This window comes from Deltaproteobacteria bacterium IMCC39524 (assembly GCA_029667085.1).
In the GTDB taxonomy this organism is placed as follows: domain Bacteria; phylum Desulfobacterota; class Desulfuromonadia; order Desulfuromonadales; family BM103; genus M0040.
The window spans coordinates 701,112-715,190 of sequence record JARUHJ010000001.1 but is presented as its reverse complement, the minus strand read 5'-3'; the positions used below and the strand labels follow the sequence as shown (position 1 = coordinate 715,190).

Genomic DNA, 14,079 nt, shown 5'->3' with positions numbered 1-14,079 from the left:
TTGTTCCAGTCATCCAGCTTCTTATTTGTCCTTAATTACATGGAGGAAAAAATGAAAAAGCTGCTTCTCTTAGTTGTAGTCATGGGGTTTGTTCTGTCAACTCTCCCAACAGCAATTGTTTACGCAGAGACAGAGGGTGCAAACTTGCTTGAGGAGCGATGCACTGTTTGCCACCCGTCATCTAGGCCAAAATCAAAGCAAAAAACCCCTGAACAATGGGAGACTACTGTCAATAGAATGATGGGAAAAGGTGCAAAGCTAACAGAAGAAGAGAAGGTGATTCTTCTAGACTTCCTAAGCAAGACCTACAAACCTTAATCTAAACGAGCGACTTTCACGTGGTCGCTCGTTTTCTTATGAATCCTGATAGTGTTTTGTGTATTCAGTTTGTCTGCAATGAGAGATCCTTGCAGGTCCTGCATTATAAAGAAAGGCCACCAAGGAACGAACCCTGGTGGCCATAATTTTGTGTGTTAAAGAGCTTACTGAATACCTCTATCAATAAGAAGCTGATTTTCGTCTCACAAATCGTGGCTTTTGGGAATATAACTAGCTCAAACATGTCCTGTAAGCTAGGGGCTATTCAATTATTAAAAACTTTTTTAAATATATCTTCTCCGAAGTGCTCTTTCAGACAGTCAGGACATATACCATGACTGAATTTTGCATCACTATTTTGTTCTATGAATTTTTCAATAGGGAGCCACGATATTGCCTCCTTCGGCCCTATATTGTCTGGGCGAATGTTATTGCAATATGAACAAGTGGCAAGAATGCCTCGAAGAGTTTTTATTTGTTTGTTAGCCATTTCAAGCTCATGGTTGATTTTTTCTAGGGAGTCATTTTTACGATAAAGTTCTACGTTTAAAGTGGAGATCAAACTTTTCTCTCGACGATATGAAGTTATTGCAAGAGAAGCTACGGCATAGAGACAAGAAAGAAGAATACCAACTTCGATGAGTTGCACCACAAATCCTAATCTAGTCGGAGTAGATATTGGGATTTTATGCCAATAAAATGCGGTAAGAATACATATGCCACCGTATGTTAATACAAAAAGAAAAGAACTGATTTTAAGCTGTTCTTTCCGAGTGATTAGAGGAATGGTTGTGGCGACAGCTACAAGAACTAACAATGCTAGCCCCGTTTGTCCGCCCACGAAAAACCAATCAGCAAAAACCACAAACCCAATGGACGTAATATAGGACCACAACGGCCAATCGCGATTTGCAGCTGATCTACTAAAAAAATAAAGTGTCCAAAATATGGCAGCAGCCATAGAGGACAGCATCAAAGCGCTTAAATAATCAAAAGCTACGGCCTCAATTACTAACAAAGTAGACAAAAGACTAGAAGCCAAAATTAAAGCATTGAGAACGCGTTTTTCTAGAGGAAAAGAATCCTGGTCGCCAAGAAAATATTGAATTAAGAAATGCTCTTTGTGTACTGACATGTGAACCGCCCCTAGTTTTCCAGTCATTTTTTGAACACAAAAATCAGTTGATCAGCATCGTGCTGTCGGCAACAATTTATGAGGTTTGCTCATTTTTCTCTTGTCCCCCAGCCGTTCATCTCAATCCCTCAAGGAATATGTTGGATAAGACTTTGCTAATCTAAGGCAACAGAGACGTCAGGTAAAGAATTTTCCTAAATATCCATTCGCATTGTTTCGATGTTTTCAAATCGCCAGAAATGTAATTTCTTGTTGCCCCTGACTTGCAATAAAAAAACCTACAGCCAGGAGGGACTTTGGGGCAACGGGTTCTATGGGTTTTGCTTAGGAGGCAGAACGTGAAGAACTATGTTCTTCAGTTAATGTCTTGCCGATTTCGTCAAGTATGTCAACAGATACATGAAAACAAAAACGGCCACTAGGGTTTGATCCCTGGTGGCCATAGTTTTGTGTATTAAGAAGCTTCCTGAATACCTCTATCAATAAGAAGCCGATTTTCGTCTTATATGTCGTGATAAAAAAGAAAAGAGACAATTATTGTTAAGTGGTAAAATTCATTTTATTTAATAGCATTTATGAACTGAAGAAGTCTTTAAACACACCCCTAATAAAATGATTACAGTAATAATTGTTGACATCGAATTCACAAAAATTTATTTTTCACATCCCCCTAATAATTTATAAAATAATAAGGAGACAATTATGGCAAATGTTCTTGAAATGGCCGCTGAAATAGTAGCGGCACATGCTTCATCTACAACTATGTCAAAGGAAGATATTTTAGCAGAGATCCAAGAAGTCTATGCGACTTTGTCAGCACTTGAAAAAGGTGAGGATGTAGCAACGACGGAAAAGGTTCAAGAGGATAACTCTCCTGTAGTATCAAAGCGTAAAGCCTTTGGAAAAAACCAGATATTCTGCATGATCTGTGGAAAGGGTTTTACCACTCTCAAGCGGCATCTTGCTGCTGCTCACGATATGACCGCTAAGGAATATCGTAACCAGTTTGACATTCCTGCAGGAACGCCTCTGGCTTCTAAGGCATACTCTGAGTGCAGAAAGCAGATGGCTATTGATCGTGATCTGGCTGGTGGGTTAGCCAAGGCAAGAGCGGCTAAGGGCAAGGCAAAAAAGAAGTAGTGTCGCCTCCTCCATAAACACTCTTTAAAGTTGTTAAGGGGCTAACGAAACCGTTAGCCCCATTGTCTTTGGTAGTTTCTAGAAAAGTAAAAGTGCAATCGTTATATTTGTCCTCTCGCATTGTTTTGGATCGGAATATTGGTCAGAAATGCTGAATTATTGCAAACCCTAATGGAGAAAATGGCGACAATTTTCTCTACGGAACGCAACTAAATCTGACAATGGGTGTTAGATCTAGTCTGGCTTATTACAAATTATCACCCTCTGCTTAGCGTTGATTTGACACGTCAGGATTTTCTGTCAAATTTCATAGGTACCCTTTGCCGGTTCGATGCAATCCCTTCAGGAGTGTCAGCTTGTGTCAGGAGTCGCCGATGAATGGCTCACGCAAAAGCTTTCCCCAGCTACCCCAAGATTTCCAGTCTCTTTATCAGAATACTCCGATGATGATGCACTCGATCGATGTCAATGGGTCTCTGCTCAGCGTCAGTAATAGCTGGTTGGAAAAACTTGAGTACAGCCGTGATGAAGTTATTGGTAAAAAACTGACCGATTTTTTTACAGAGGAGTCCAAAATCTTCGCCGAAGAGACCATCCTGCCACATTTTTTCAAAGCGGGTTCGGTTGTCGACATCCCTTACCAGATGCTTAAAAAGAACGGTGAGGCTATTGATGTTTTGATCTCTGCCAAATCCGTACGCGATGAGGAGGGAAACTTTCTCTACAGCATGGCGGGAATCGTTGATGTGACGGAACGCAAAAAGGCGGAAGAAGAGGTGCAACGTCTCGCCCACTACGATATTCTCACCGGGCAGCCGAACCGCTTTTTGCTTGAAGAACGACTGCAACACGCTCTGAGTCAGGCGCAACGTGACGAAAATGAGGTCGGGGTGCTCTTTGTCGACCTGGATCGCTTCAAATGGGTCAATGATACGCTCGGCCATGCCTGTGGCGACCAGCTGCTTAAAAAGGTTGCCAGTAAACTGCAGCGCTGTGTGCGTCAGGGTGACACGGTGGCGCGGATCGGTGGCGATGAATTTGTCATCGTTCTCTATGGATTCGATTCCGATGATGAACCGCCGCATTTTGCCCAACGTTTCCTCGAGGCCCTGGCACAACCGGTCACCCTTGAGGGGGTAGAGGTCTTCAATAGTGCCAGTATCGGCATTGCTATTTATCCTATGGACGGCAAGGATGTTGACACCCTGCTGCGAAATGCCGATACCGCCATGTATGCCGCCAAAAATCTCGGCCGCAATACCTACCAGTTTTATTCCGGAGATATGAATGAGCGGGTTCTCGCCAAGCTCGGTATGGAAAATCGTATGCGCAAATCTTTTAAGGAGGGGGCCTTCTTTCTTGAGTATCAACCTCAGTTTGACATTCGTACCCGGAAAGTGTGTGGTTATGAAGCTCTGGCCCGTTGGCGGGATCCTGAACATGGCCTGATCCCACCGACAGAATTCATCAAGGTCGCCGAAGAGAGCGGGTTGATCTACTCCCTTGGTGAATGGGTCCTCTCAACAGCGTGTGCTCAAGCCAAAACCTGGCATGATGCTGGCCTTCCAAAGGTTCGTATGGCCGTCAATGTCTCCGCGACCCAGTTTCGGCGGCACGATTTTATCGAAATGGTCGAGGGCATTCTGGAAGATTCCGGGCTCGATCCGAACTATCTTGAGATTGAGTTGACGGAAAGTCTGGTTATGGAAGATATCGAGCAGGGTCTCGAGCGACTGACAGACCTCAAGGTCCGCCATATCAAACTGGCCATTGATGATTTCGGAACCGGTTATTCTTCGCTGCTGTATTTGAAGAAATTCCCTTTCGATCGCATCAAGATTGCCCAGGAATTTGTTCAGGACATTCCCGACGATACCGAAGATATGGCCATCGTCGAGGCGATTATAGGCCTAGCCTGCAGTCTCAATCTCGAAGTGATCGCCGAGGGCGTCGAGACGCGCAAACAGTTTAATTATCTCTACGCGTCCCGCTGCAGCGAAATCCAGGGCTTTTATTTCTCGCCACCGCAATCCGCTGACAACCTGACCTCATTTATGCAGCACGAGACCTGTCCTTTGCCCCAATAAGGACTTAATTGGTGTCCGCATAGTTTTGTTTCCCAGCTATGTATCCGGCGACATGAGTGGGGTGACACCTTGTTAATGTCTCACCAGGGCAGAAAGGGCGACCCATGAATTTCGAAACCCTGCTGAGCTACCTGCTGCAAAAGCCTGGTGCCACAGAGGATTTTCCTTTCGATAACGTGACCCTGGTCGTCAAGGTCAGCGGCAAAATGTTTGCCCTGGTCGGTATCAATAACGACCCTCTACGCATCAACCTCAAGTGTGACCCGATAAAGGCGGAGTTCCTGCGCCAACAACACCCGGCAGTTTTGCCCGGATACCATATGAACAAGCGTCACTGGAACACGGTCGTTCTCGACGACACCATCGCCGATGCAGAAATCTACAGCATGATAGACGATTCCTACGACCTCGTTCTGCAGGGACTGCCTAAAGCAAAGCGGCCAGTGGCATAAGGCTTAGATGATATCTTTGAGTTTTTGCTGAAGTATGATGATTGAAAGCAGCTTGGAATAGCCGCTCTTGCTAAGCATCTCGAGTTCCTGCCGTCTTTCTTCGATAGACATCTGTTGCCATTTCCGGGATCTTGTCTTCTCTAATAATTCGTGGTCCATGACGATTCCTTCCCTGTTTAGCCGGACATGCGGTCGATATGTTTAAATGCAGTAAAAAGCTCTTTGGAACGGCAGGGGAAGTTAACCCTGCAATTGGGGCAGAGTATCGTGCCGCCAGCTTTCAGTTCGGCGATGTTGTAGAGAAAAGGCCGCTCGCAGCAGTGGCATTCAAGAGTAACTTGTCTGGAAGATGTGAAAGCGACAGCAGCCATTAATTCCCTGTCTCCGTTGGTCGGCAACGGCAAAAAACGGGCTTCAAATGTTTATTTAGGGGTGCACATTCTGGCATAATCCAAACTGTCAGACAATCCCCGTAAGGTACCGTTTTTGGGAAATAAATAGATTGCTTTGTGTGGCCAACTTTAGTTTCTTGTTCGCGATCTTTTTGGATAATAAAGAATCGGGGGGGCATCATACCTCCGTATAGTTCTCCGCGGATTCTTTGGCGGAAATCTTCACCGTCGAAGGATGGGGCTTGGCAGTTCGCTTGGTAGCAGGGGGCGCGGTGTCATGTAATCCGGCAACTGCAGGAGTTGTGTTCCGTTAGGTGGATCAAGCTCCGCATAGAGGCGTTGCGTGTCGCTGATGTATGCTTTGCTCAGATGCATCGGCATTAGAAGGACGGGCTTGATGCGTCGACTGATCCGGTTCAGGTCGGTTGAGCAGAGGTGAGCAGAAATGCGGGCCTTTTCTTCGTCTTCCGCAAGAAAAGTGCACTCCGAGACCAGCAGCGTGACGTCCCTCATAAGCTCATAGACCTGGCTCAGGTTCTCCTGTGTCATGCCGATGTCGGTCATGTAGCCGATGCTGGCAGGCGACACGTCTCGACAGATTTTTCGATAGAGAGCTTCTGCATTATCGACCGTCTCAACCCTGTGGCCCTCGGCCGTGCCTTTCCATATGTCAATAGGCCCGTTGCCGCAGCCGTCGGCATAAAAACGCTTCTCCAGATCCTTGAGCCATGGCCCTGGCAAGAGCTTCTCTTCATCGAGGCGCTGCCTGTCGATCAGGAAAGACGGCGCTTCGGTGACCCGGAAGATCAGCACCGGTATCTTGTGATCGCAGATCTCGGCTTCGACCTTCAGATGACGGGCCTGGTAAATGACTCGATCATGCCGTGGAAGGCTTTGCCGGTGTTGTAATGTGAATCCTCGACTGCCGGCAAACTCAAATTGCTTGATCTGTTGCGGGTGAACTTCATTAACCTCGAAGGTACACCAGTGTTCCTCGGTCAGGTTCCAGTCGTAGCCTGCGAGCTTGTGACTGATCCGTTCGGCAATACCGGGCGGCCCGTGGATCTTTATGGTTCGTGGTGCAACCAGGGCGTGTCGCAGGAGGTGATCGAAGCCCATCAGGTGGTCCATGTGGGCGTGGCTGATAAAAAGGGCATCAATCGAGCGCAATACCCGTTTCGCCAGGTGGTGGAGTTGACCGCAGTCGAGCAGGATGCCACGACCGGTTGGCCGGATATTGATGAGCATGACCGGATCATCGATCAAGCCGGAGAAAAAGCTCGCTTGCAGATAACGGAACAGCCCTAGCTCTTGCATGGAGTCCCATTCCCATTAGGTTCGTCAGTCACTGCACAAACCCTGAAGCGCCGCCAGCGCAACCCGCACCGCATCTCGCTCGGCTTGTTGCTTAACAGCCAGGTCGACGGACTCGGCGACCAGCCTTTCAGCCAGAACCGCGCAGACGCAGCCTGCGGCAAAGCCATAAACCAGGCCCATTTTGAAAAGGGTTCCGGCCTCCATCTCGTAATTGAGGATCTTCAGCTGCCGGTACTCCTCGCTGATTCCCTTCAGGGAACGCAACAGGAACGGGTTGGCCGAGTCGCTGCGTTCCTGGCCTTCGTAGAAGGTGTCGACGCTTGCCGTAACGCCCAAATGCGATCTGATGTCGAGTTTTTTCGCCGCTCCGGCCAGCGCCAGGGTGACATAGGGGTCGGCAGCGGCAGGGAACTCGACCGGCGCGATATCCAAGGCGGCACCTTGTCGGCAGAGCGCGGCGTTCGAAATCACCAGGTCACCGGCCTTGACCTCTGTTGCGATGCCGCCGCTGGTGCCGACCCTGATGATGGTGCGGATGCCGACTGACACCAGTTCGTTGACAACGATCGACAGTGATGGTGCCCCCATGCCGCTGGTCGATGCGATAAACTTGCCGCCATCGGTCCTTTCACACAGGTAGCTGTGTAGTCCACGGTTTTCTGAGAGGGTCGCCAGGCAGCTGACACCGTCGGTCTCTTTTGCGATGCGTTGTGCCCGCTCCGGGTCGCCGCAGAGCAGCGCGGCGGTCGGCGCTACCGCCCCGAGGTCATGTTTGCCGAAACCGATATGGTAAAGGGGTTGCTGGGTCATCTGTTGCCCTCCTGAAGTGCATTAAACCTTAGTACAATAGTAGAATCTTCTCCACAGATCGCAACAATCAATGTTGAGCGCGGCCGATAACAGCAGGTTGTTGACCTTCACGTCCGCTACTCCAAGCCCCTGCAACAAGATTTTAAAATGGTAAGCTGTGATGAGAGGCCTTCAACTTGTTTCCGTTGAGGGTTCGAGCGGGTCGCATGAAAGTTGACAGACTTGAAGAGATGTTGCGCACCATTGACGCAGAGGCCCGAGCCACAGCTTTTCTGACGGGCCGTTCGAGTTTCGCCCCCCGGGTCATGGAGGCGTTTGAACAAGTACCGCGTACAGCTTTTGTACCGCCGGAATTGATTGACTATGCCTATGATAACAGACCTCTGCCGATCGGTCGGGGACAGACCATTTCGCAGCCCTATATTGTCGCCTTAATGACCGATCTGCTAGAACCGCGATCAAACCAAACTGTTCTCGAAGTCGGTACCGGTTCCGGCTACCAGGCCGCCATCCTTGCGCAACTGGTGCAACATGTCTACAGCCTGGAAATCATCCCTTTGCTGGCTGTCGAGGCGGCCGCTTTGCTCGCCCGGCTGGGTTATGCCAACATCAGTGTTAAGACCGGCAACGGCCACATCGGCTGGCCCGAACACGCCCCCTATGACGGCATCATCATAACGGCCGCCGCGACCTACCTGTCGCTCGCACTGCTCGACCAGTTGAAGCCAGGCGGCCGACTGGTTGTTCCTTTCGGGCGGCCTCATATGACGCAGGAACTGATGCTGGTCGAAAAAGGCATCGGCGGCAAATTCCACAGTCGGAAAATTCTCGACGTCGCTTTCGTGCCAATGATGGACGAGGCTCATGATTCGTCGATCACTCATGGGGAGGGGTAACGCACGCTTTTGGCTGCGGCAATCAACAGCTGCCCTCTGATTTTAATCACACCTCTGCGAGCAGCCTGTGGGACAATCAATCACCTGCCTGCTAGGAAACCCGGAAGCGAATCGTTGTCGGCAACAGATAGGCCGTCGCTGCAAGCAGCAGTAAAAGGCTGTAGCCGAACTCAACGGCGAGAAGGGTTGCAAGCACTGCACCTACCACCGAGAGACAGCTGTTGATTCCCCAGGCCCAGGGGACCTCGGCCCGGTGCGCCTGGTTGAGAAGCCTCAGCCCGAGCGGGAAAGGCATGCCCATGATCACTGCGGCCGGTGCCAGCACCAAGACCGCCAGGGCCGTACGTAGCGGCATTGCCAGCGGCAGCGTCGTCTCCAAGAGCATCCCAAGCAGCATTACATAGAGCAGCAGGATGCTGCTTGTCGCGGCTGTCCATCGCCAGGGGCGACAAACACGGAACCGTCCTGTCAGTGCGCTGCCGGTCGCTGAACCGATCAGAAGAACGGCAACCACCAGCGCCGTCGCATAAACCGGATGGCCGAGATAAAGAACGAAGCAATGAATCAGGGCTAACTCTGTCCACATATAACCGACGCCCAGCCCTCCAAAATAAATCAGCACCTGCCAATGCGTGCCACTCCCCTTTGGCAGCCGGGTCAATGGCAACAGAATCAGCAAAGTGGCCAGCAGCGACAGCACCCCGGCGGCCAGAACAGCGACCAGCATCCCCAGTTCGATGAAGGGCAGGTTGCGCTGTCCGTAGAGGCTGGTCAGCGCATTGAGTTGGCTCCAACGCAGGAACTGGGAGAAGAATGGCTGATCATCGTCAACCGGTTTGATCCGGAACGCATAGTTGTTGTAGAGCTGTGCTCTTTCGGACCCCAGAACCGCATCAAAAAGCTGGAACAGGGAGTCATCTTGTAAACGGTTGAAGTGCTGGCGCTCCTCCGGGCGGAGGTCGGGCAAGAGGGCCGGATCAAAGGCCCAGCGCTTTGCAAACGACCTGATCGCGGCCAACTCAACCTTGGTGTAGGGCGTCCGCTTGATATTAAACGTCAAGGTTCCCCAGCTACGGACAGCAGCAATCCGGTCGTGTGGAGTTGTGACCCCCGCCTCTTCAAGGGTTTCCACCAGGGTCGCCAGCAGACGCAGCGGTGTGCGTACCGGATAATCGACCCAACTCGTTACGGTCAGCAGCCCCTGAGGGCTGAGCTTGCTCCAGGCCTGCTGCAAGGCTTCGCGGGTTAGCAGGGGCTGCTCGTGCAGGGCAAAGAGCCCGGCATTGCCGCCAAAGCCGCCGACTTTCGGCAGGATGATCAGGTCGTATTGCTGCTGATCGCGGGCGAGCCAGGTTCGCGAAACCAGTGTTTGCCAAGTGACCCTGGGGTTGTTGAATATTCGACTGACGCGGGTCGGTGCTGTTGTGCGCAACAGCTCAACCAGGGGCTTATGCGCTTCAACCGCAACAACTGTTTCAGCTCCCTGCTCGATTGCCATGGCCACATCGACGCCGGTGCCGGCGTCGAGCACCAGCACTCTGCGAGGGATGCCCAGGGCATAGGGCAAGGCGAAGGTTGATGCGTTGCGGGGGCTGTCCCCCCCCGCGGCCTGGGGCAGGCTGCCGATGCTGTCGCCGTTGATAAAGACGGCCGGCGCTTGCGGCATTTCACCCGACCAGTTTAAGCTGACGCCCTCTGCGCCACGCAGCACCGGAGCGTCCACAATATGGATTTGACCGGCCGCGGCAGGTTGGTTGGCCAGGATAGTGGCCTCTGGCAGATCGAGTGCGCGACGTAAATCTTTATACTGCGAAAGTTCCAGTTCCGTCGCCTGCACCAGGAAGATCGTCACCAGCACCAGGCTGACCACCAGGAAGACGCGTGTAGCTGGCCTGCTGCCCGGCAACAGCAGCGCCGCTGCTGCCAGAACCAAAAACCCGAAGCAGGGAGGCAAGTGCTGTGGCAGCAGCAGCGAGAGACCTGCCAGACCGAGCAAACAACCGAGACCGGAACCGAACATGTTGGCAAAATAGTAGCTGCCGATGCGTTCGGTTTCGAGGGTGAAGATCAAGCCGATGGTCAGAGCCCCGCAGGTAAACGGAAGCAGCAGAAGAAGAGCTACCGCAGCCAGTTTTAAGACTTCGCCGATATCGACAAACATCAGGAATGAATCAAACCCGCCAAACAAACTCTGTGTCATGGCCAGCGAGCCTGCCAATGTCACAGCGCAGCAACAGAGCAGAAGCGGCAGCAGTTGCGCCTGTCGTGCTGTCATCCAGCGTCGTGTCAGGGCGAGGAGGGTGCCGGCAGCGCCGAAGCCGAGCAGGGCGATCGAAATAACCAGGTAGGCGAAATGGTGCCATTGACTGGTGGCCAGGATTTGCAGCAGCGCTATCTGAAAGGCGAGCAGGGCGGCAGAGACCAGGGCCAGTGACAGGTGTTTGCGGTTACACAGCCCGATCATTCTTCATCGGCCCTCTTGAAAGGAACGAATCTTACCGGCATCAGGCTGGTTGAGATTGTCTTGCCACCTCTTTTCTGGATGAGCATCAAGGTTTGCACAAAGAAAGGCGAACCCACCGGGATGACCATCAGCCCGGATTCAGCCAACTGCTCGATCAGTGGCGGGGGAATAAACTCAGCGGCTGCCGTAACAATAATCGCATCGAAAGGCGCATGCTCCTTCCAGCCGTAATAACCGTCGGCAGACCTGGCTTCGACATTGGTGAAGCCCAGTTGCTTTAAGAGCACAGCAGCAGAATCCGCCAATTGCGGGATAATCTCTATGGAGTAAACTTGCGCCCCTGTGGCTGCCAGTATCGCGGCCTGGTAGCCTGAGCCGGTGCCGATCTCGAGGATTTTGCGCCCTGGGCCGGGCTTGATGATCTCGGTCATAAAAGCGACGATGAACGGCTGTGAAATGGTCTGCCCATGACCGATCGGCAACGGCCGATCCTGATAAGCCTGGAGGGACATGGCCCCTGGCACAAAGAGGTGACGGGGCACTGTGCGCATGGCTGCCAGTGTTGTTGGGTCCTTGACTCCGCGCGCAAGAATCTGCTCTTTAACCATGGTCTCGCGATCTTCTCCGCGTTCGCTTGAGGCGACTGCACCAAAGCATAAGAGCAAAACCAGGCAGAGCATAAGAACGCCGCTATAAGCCGATTCACGCCGTATCTGCATAAGCACCCCCAGGGTGGTGGCAATCTACGAACCACCTGGGGCGTTAACGCGTCTGCCCCAGGTCGTCCACCCTGTTCCTGAAGCTAGAGCATCCTTTCCCAGCTCACCCGGCAGAGATCGGGGTCTCCCACCCAGGAGATGTCGAGTTTGCCCCGATGGGCCTTGTGAAGAACACGACCCAGGTGCTCGGCCAGTTTCTTGTCGGTGGTCTCGATGACAAGCTTGTCATCGTCACGGATCTTACGAATAACCCTCTCAAAAGGGTTTTTCTCAAGAGCTTTGTGTTCTTCGTTTTTAAGAATCTGCTGGATTTCCTCTTCATGTTTCCACAGGTAACTGCCACTTAAGGTCACGATCCCTTCAGGGTAACCCGCGGCGATCTTCTGGCACGCCGGGCAGGTGATCCAGTTTGTTTTGGGGTCATTCTCCAGTTTACGATACTCTTCTTGATCAAGTGACCAGCGCTGCAGTTGGTAAACCGTTTTACAGGTCGTGCACAGTGACGGTTCTTTCAGTGCTTCCTCAGGCTTGAATGGGTCAAGGTTGGTTGGTTGGCGTCCACGCTTGCTGCTGATGCCATATTTTCGGGTGTCTTTTTTCATGATCTCCTCCTTTCCCGTAGCCTATCCATCTTCTTTTCAATTGTATCACTATTTTTCACAACCAAGTGCTCCGCAACGGACAAATAACAACTGTTTATTAACCAGTTAGCGGAACGCCATGAATCCGGGGTTGTTCCTGACAAGTAAAGTCAGAAGGCAACCAAGATTGCCTCTCAGGAGTTGGGGTCGCTGAATTTGGTGTGTTCCATTTGAGTGGTCCCCATTTTCTGTGGATTTATCTGTCGCAAGGTTAATTCAGATAGCTCAGCGATCCCAGTAGAGGTAGTGTGGCGATTCGGAGAGAAGGTCCAGGCAAGTGGCCAATGAACCGGTGAAATCGATCCGTTCCCAGCGTTTCAGGTTGTGGAAATATTCGATACGCCACTGGGCGTTATCATCGACGCGGATCAAGCGGGCGAAACTCTCATCCCCTTTAAGCAGGTGTAGTTCATCGCCCTCTGCGGATATCGTGAACTCCGCCAGGACCTTGTCGGCCTTGATCAGGCGCTTGGCTTCTTCCAATATCTTTTTCATGATGATATCTCCAGGCAGTTGCGCTCATCATTCCAGTAAGGCGAGAGTTTGCGCAAGCGGGCAATAATATCCGGCAGGACCTCAATGATCCGCTCGATATCCTCTTCGTTATTGTAACGGCTCAAGCTGATACGCACCGAGCCGTGGATCGCGGTAAAAGGCACCTGCATTGCCTTAAGAACATGGGACGGGTCAAGTGTGCCGGAGGTGCAGGCCGAACCGCTCGAGGCGCAGATGCCGTGGCGGCTCAACTCGAAGAGTATGGCTTCTCCCTCAATACCGTGGAACGCAAGGTTCAGGGTGTTCGGCAGGCGCACAGCGGCTTCTTTACCATTCACCTCTACGGCCGGGATGCGCTCGATTAGGGCCTTTTGTAGACGGTCACGGAGATTACGCACGCGGCCCTGCTCATCGGCGACACCGGCTATCGCCAGTTCGCATGCTTTGGCGAGGCCAACGATATAGGGAACATTCTCGGTGCCGGCCCGGCGCCCCTTCTCCTGGTGACCACCGAGAATGAAAGGACGCCAGCGCGTGCCGCGCCGCACGAACAGGCAACCAACTCCCTTCGGGGCATGGATCTTGTGCCCGGAGAAAGAGAGCAGGTCGACGTGCTGCAGATCGCCCTGCAGATCGACCGGCAACTTGCCGAGCGCCTGGGTGGCGTCGGTATGCACCACGATCTCCGCATCTGTCTCCTTGGCTATTCGCGCCATCTCGGCGACAGGGTAGCAGACCCCCGTCTCATTGTTCGCCATCATAATGCTCACCACCAGGGTATCGTTGCGCAGCGCCCTGACGTAGTCATCAAGCACCAACTCGCCGTTGCGATCCACCGACAAAAAGGTGACCTCCTGACCGCGGCGCTCCAACTCCTTGCCGATCTCCAGTACCGAAGGGTGTTCAATCGTGGTGGTGATGACATGGCGGCGCTCCGGATTCGCCTGCACTGTGCCGAACAGGGCGGCATTGTTGCTCTCTGTTGCCGAGCCGGTAAAGATAATCTGATCCGGATCGATGTCGCCCAGACATCGGGCGATTGTTCTCCGGGCGCCCTCAATCGCTTCTGCCGAAGACCGCGCCACGTAGTACATGGAGCTCGGGTTGAAGTAGTCGGAGGTCAAGTATGGTTGCATCGCCGCCAACACCTCCGGGGCAATGGCGGTTGTCGCGTTGTTGTCGACATAAACATTCTTCATCTCAAACCTCGCTC

Annotated in this window: 14 protein-coding genes; 5 read left to right on the top strand and 9 right to left on the bottom strand. The window is 52.1% G+C overall.

Features of this window, described 5'->3' with window-relative positions:
• The first annotated feature begins 51 nt into the window (after positions 1-51).
• Positions 52-318 carry a hypothetical protein gene (locus P9J64_03370; GenBank protein ID MDG5467354.1) on the top strand — a complete coding sequence of 89 codons (267 nt, stop codon included), beginning with the start codon at positions 52-54 and terminating at the stop codon, positions 316-318.
• 265 nt (positions 319-583) lie between these two features.
• Here the strand turns inward: P9J64_03370 and P9J64_03365 are convergent, their stop codons facing one another.
• On the bottom strand, positions 584-1,480 hold the full coding sequence (locus P9J64_03365; GenBank protein MDG5467353.1) for a hypothetical protein: 897 nt from the start codon (positions 1,478-1,480) through the stop codon (positions 584-586).
• 675 nt (positions 1,481-2,155) lie between these two features.
• On the opposite strand from P9J64_03365, the gene P9J64_03360 reads away from it, so the two are divergent.
• The 3 genes from P9J64_03360 (at position 2,156) to P9J64_03350 (ending at position 5,132) form a co-directional block, all read left to right on the top strand.
• Positions 2,156-2,593, top strand: coding sequence for a MucR family transcriptional regulator (locus P9J64_03360; protein ID MDG5467352.1), 438 nt, complete (start codon positions 2,156-2,158; stop codon positions 2,591-2,593).
• Positions 2,594-2,967: 374 nt separating this feature from the next.
• Positions 2,968-4,680 carry an EAL domain-containing protein gene (locus tag P9J64_03355; protein ID MDG5467351.1) on the top strand — a complete coding sequence of 571 codons (1,713 nt, stop codon included), beginning with the start codon at positions 2,968-2,970 and terminating at the stop codon, positions 4,678-4,680.
• Between the two features lie 104 nt (positions 4,681-4,784).
• Positions 4,785-5,132, top strand: a complete 348-nt coding sequence (locus P9J64_03350) for an MmcQ/YjbR family DNA-binding protein (protein MDG5467350.1) — start codon at positions 4,785-4,787, stop codon at positions 5,130-5,132.
• 176 nt (positions 5,133-5,308) lie between these two features.
• Here the strand turns inward: P9J64_03350 and P9J64_03345 are convergent, their stop codons facing one another.
• The 3 genes from P9J64_03345 to P9J64_03335 all read right to left on the bottom strand — a co-directional run bounded on the left by P9J64_03345 (position 5,309) and on the right by P9J64_03335 (position 7,651).
• The gene (locus tag P9J64_03345; protein ID MDG5467349.1) at positions 5,309-5,503 is read right to left on the bottom strand and encodes a hypothetical protein; all 195 of its coding nucleotides are present in this window, start codon (positions 5,501-5,503) and stop codon (positions 5,309-5,311) included.
• Between the two features lie 243 nt (positions 5,504-5,746).
• Positions 5,747-6,841 (bottom strand): MBL fold metallo-hydrolase, encoded by a 1,095-nt coding sequence (locus P9J64_03340; protein ID MDG5467348.1) that lies wholly within the window; start codon positions 6,839-6,841, stop codon positions 5,747-5,749.
• 24 nt (positions 6,842-6,865) lie between these two features.
• Positions 6,866-7,651, bottom strand: a complete 786-nt coding sequence (locus P9J64_03335) for a nucleoside phosphorylase (GenBank protein MDG5467347.1) — start codon at positions 7,649-7,651, stop codon at positions 6,866-6,868.
• Positions 7,652-7,857: 206 nt separating this feature from the next.
• Here P9J64_03335 and P9J64_03330 point away from each other — a divergent pair, with 206 nt between their 5' ends.
• Complete coding sequence (locus tag P9J64_03330; GenBank protein MDG5467346.1) at positions 7,858-8,547, top strand: protein-L-isoaspartate(D-aspartate) O-methyltransferase; 690 nt, start codon at positions 7,858-7,860, stop codon at positions 8,545-8,547.
• Positions 8,548-8,638: 91 nt separating this feature from the next.
• Here P9J64_03330 and P9J64_03325 read toward each other — a convergent pair whose 3' ends face one another.
• From P9J64_03325 to nifS, 5 genes are all read right to left on the bottom strand, one after another.
• Complete coding sequence (locus P9J64_03325) at positions 8,639-11,011, bottom strand: spermidine synthase-like protein (GenBank protein ID MDG5467345.1); 2,373 nt, start codon at positions 11,009-11,011, stop codon at positions 8,639-8,641.
• The gene (locus P9J64_03320) at positions 11,008-11,730 is read right to left on the bottom strand and encodes a protein-L-isoaspartate(D-aspartate) O-methyltransferase (protein MDG5467344.1); all 723 of its coding nucleotides are present in this window, start codon (positions 11,728-11,730) and stop codon (positions 11,008-11,010) included. Before P9J64_03320 ends, P9J64_03325 begins: the two co-directional genes overlap by 4 nt.
• An 83-nt stretch (positions 11,731-11,813) precedes the next feature.
• Positions 11,814-12,332: a BCAM0308 family protein gene (locus P9J64_03315; GenBank protein MDG5467343.1), complete on the bottom strand. Its 519-nt coding sequence runs from the start codon at positions 12,330-12,332 to the stop codon at positions 11,814-11,816.
• A gap of 264 nt (positions 12,333-12,596) precedes the next feature.
• Positions 12,597-12,866, bottom strand: coding sequence for a hypothetical protein (locus P9J64_03310; protein MDG5467342.1), 270 nt, complete (start codon positions 12,864-12,866; stop codon positions 12,597-12,599).
• Positions 12,863-14,065: a cysteine desulfurase NifS gene (gene nifS, locus P9J64_03305; protein MDG5467341.1), complete on the bottom strand. Its 1,203-nt coding sequence runs from the start codon at positions 14,063-14,065 to the stop codon at positions 12,863-12,865. Before nifS ends, P9J64_03310 begins: the two co-directional genes overlap by 4 nt.
• Positions 14,066-14,079 lie beyond the last annotated feature (14 nt).

Bases quoted from the DNA above. Each gene is read 5' to 3' on its own strand.
- P9J64_03370 (MDG5467354.1), top strand. From the start codon at position 52: ATGAAAAAGCTGCTTCTCTTAGTTGTAGTCATGGGGTTTGTTCTGTCA.
- P9J64_03365 (MDG5467353.1), bottom strand. From the start codon at position 1,480: ATGACTGGAAAACTAGGGGCGGTTCACATGTCAGTACACAAAGAGCAT.
- P9J64_03360 (MDG5467352.1), top strand. From the start codon at position 2,156: ATGGCAAATGTTCTTGAAATGGCCGCTGAAATAGTAGCGGCACATGCT.
- P9J64_03355 (MDG5467351.1), top strand. From the start codon at position 2,968: ATGAATGGCTCACGCAAAAGCTTTCCCCAGCTACCCCAAGATTTCCAG.
- P9J64_03350 (MDG5467350.1), top strand. From the start codon at position 4,785: ATGAATTTCGAAACCCTGCTGAGCTACCTGCTGCAAAAGCCTGGTGCC.
- P9J64_03345 (MDG5467349.1), bottom strand. From the start codon at position 5,503: ATGGCTGCTGTCGCTTTCACATCTTCCAGACAAGTTACTCTTGAATGC.
- P9J64_03340 (MDG5467348.1), bottom strand. From the start codon at position 6,841: ATGCAAGAGCTAGGGCTGTTCCGTTATCTGCAAGCGAGCTTTTTCTCC.
- P9J64_03335 (MDG5467347.1), bottom strand. From the start codon at position 7,651: ATGACCCAGCAACCCCTTTACCATATCGGTTTCGGCAAACATGACCTC.
- P9J64_03330 (MDG5467346.1), top strand. From the start codon at position 7,858: ATGAAAGTTGACAGACTTGAAGAGATGTTGCGCACCATTGACGCAGAG.
- P9J64_03325 (MDG5467345.1), bottom strand. From the start codon at position 11,011: ATGATCGGGCTGTGTAACCGCAAACACCTGTCACTGGCCCTGGTCTCT.
- P9J64_03320 (MDG5467344.1), bottom strand. From the start codon at position 11,730: ATGCAGATACGGCGTGAATCGGCTTATAGCGGCGTTCTTATGCTCTGC.
- P9J64_03315 (MDG5467343.1), bottom strand. From the start codon at position 12,332: ATGAAAAAAGACACCCGAAAATATGGCATCAGCAGCAAGCGTGGACGC.
- P9J64_03310 (MDG5467342.1), bottom strand. From the start codon at position 12,866: ATGAAAAAGATATTGGAAGAAGCCAAGCGCCTGATCAAGGCCGACAAG.
- nifS (MDG5467341.1), bottom strand. From the start codon at position 14,065: ATGAAGAATGTTTATGTCGACAACAACGCGACAACCGCCATTGCCCCG.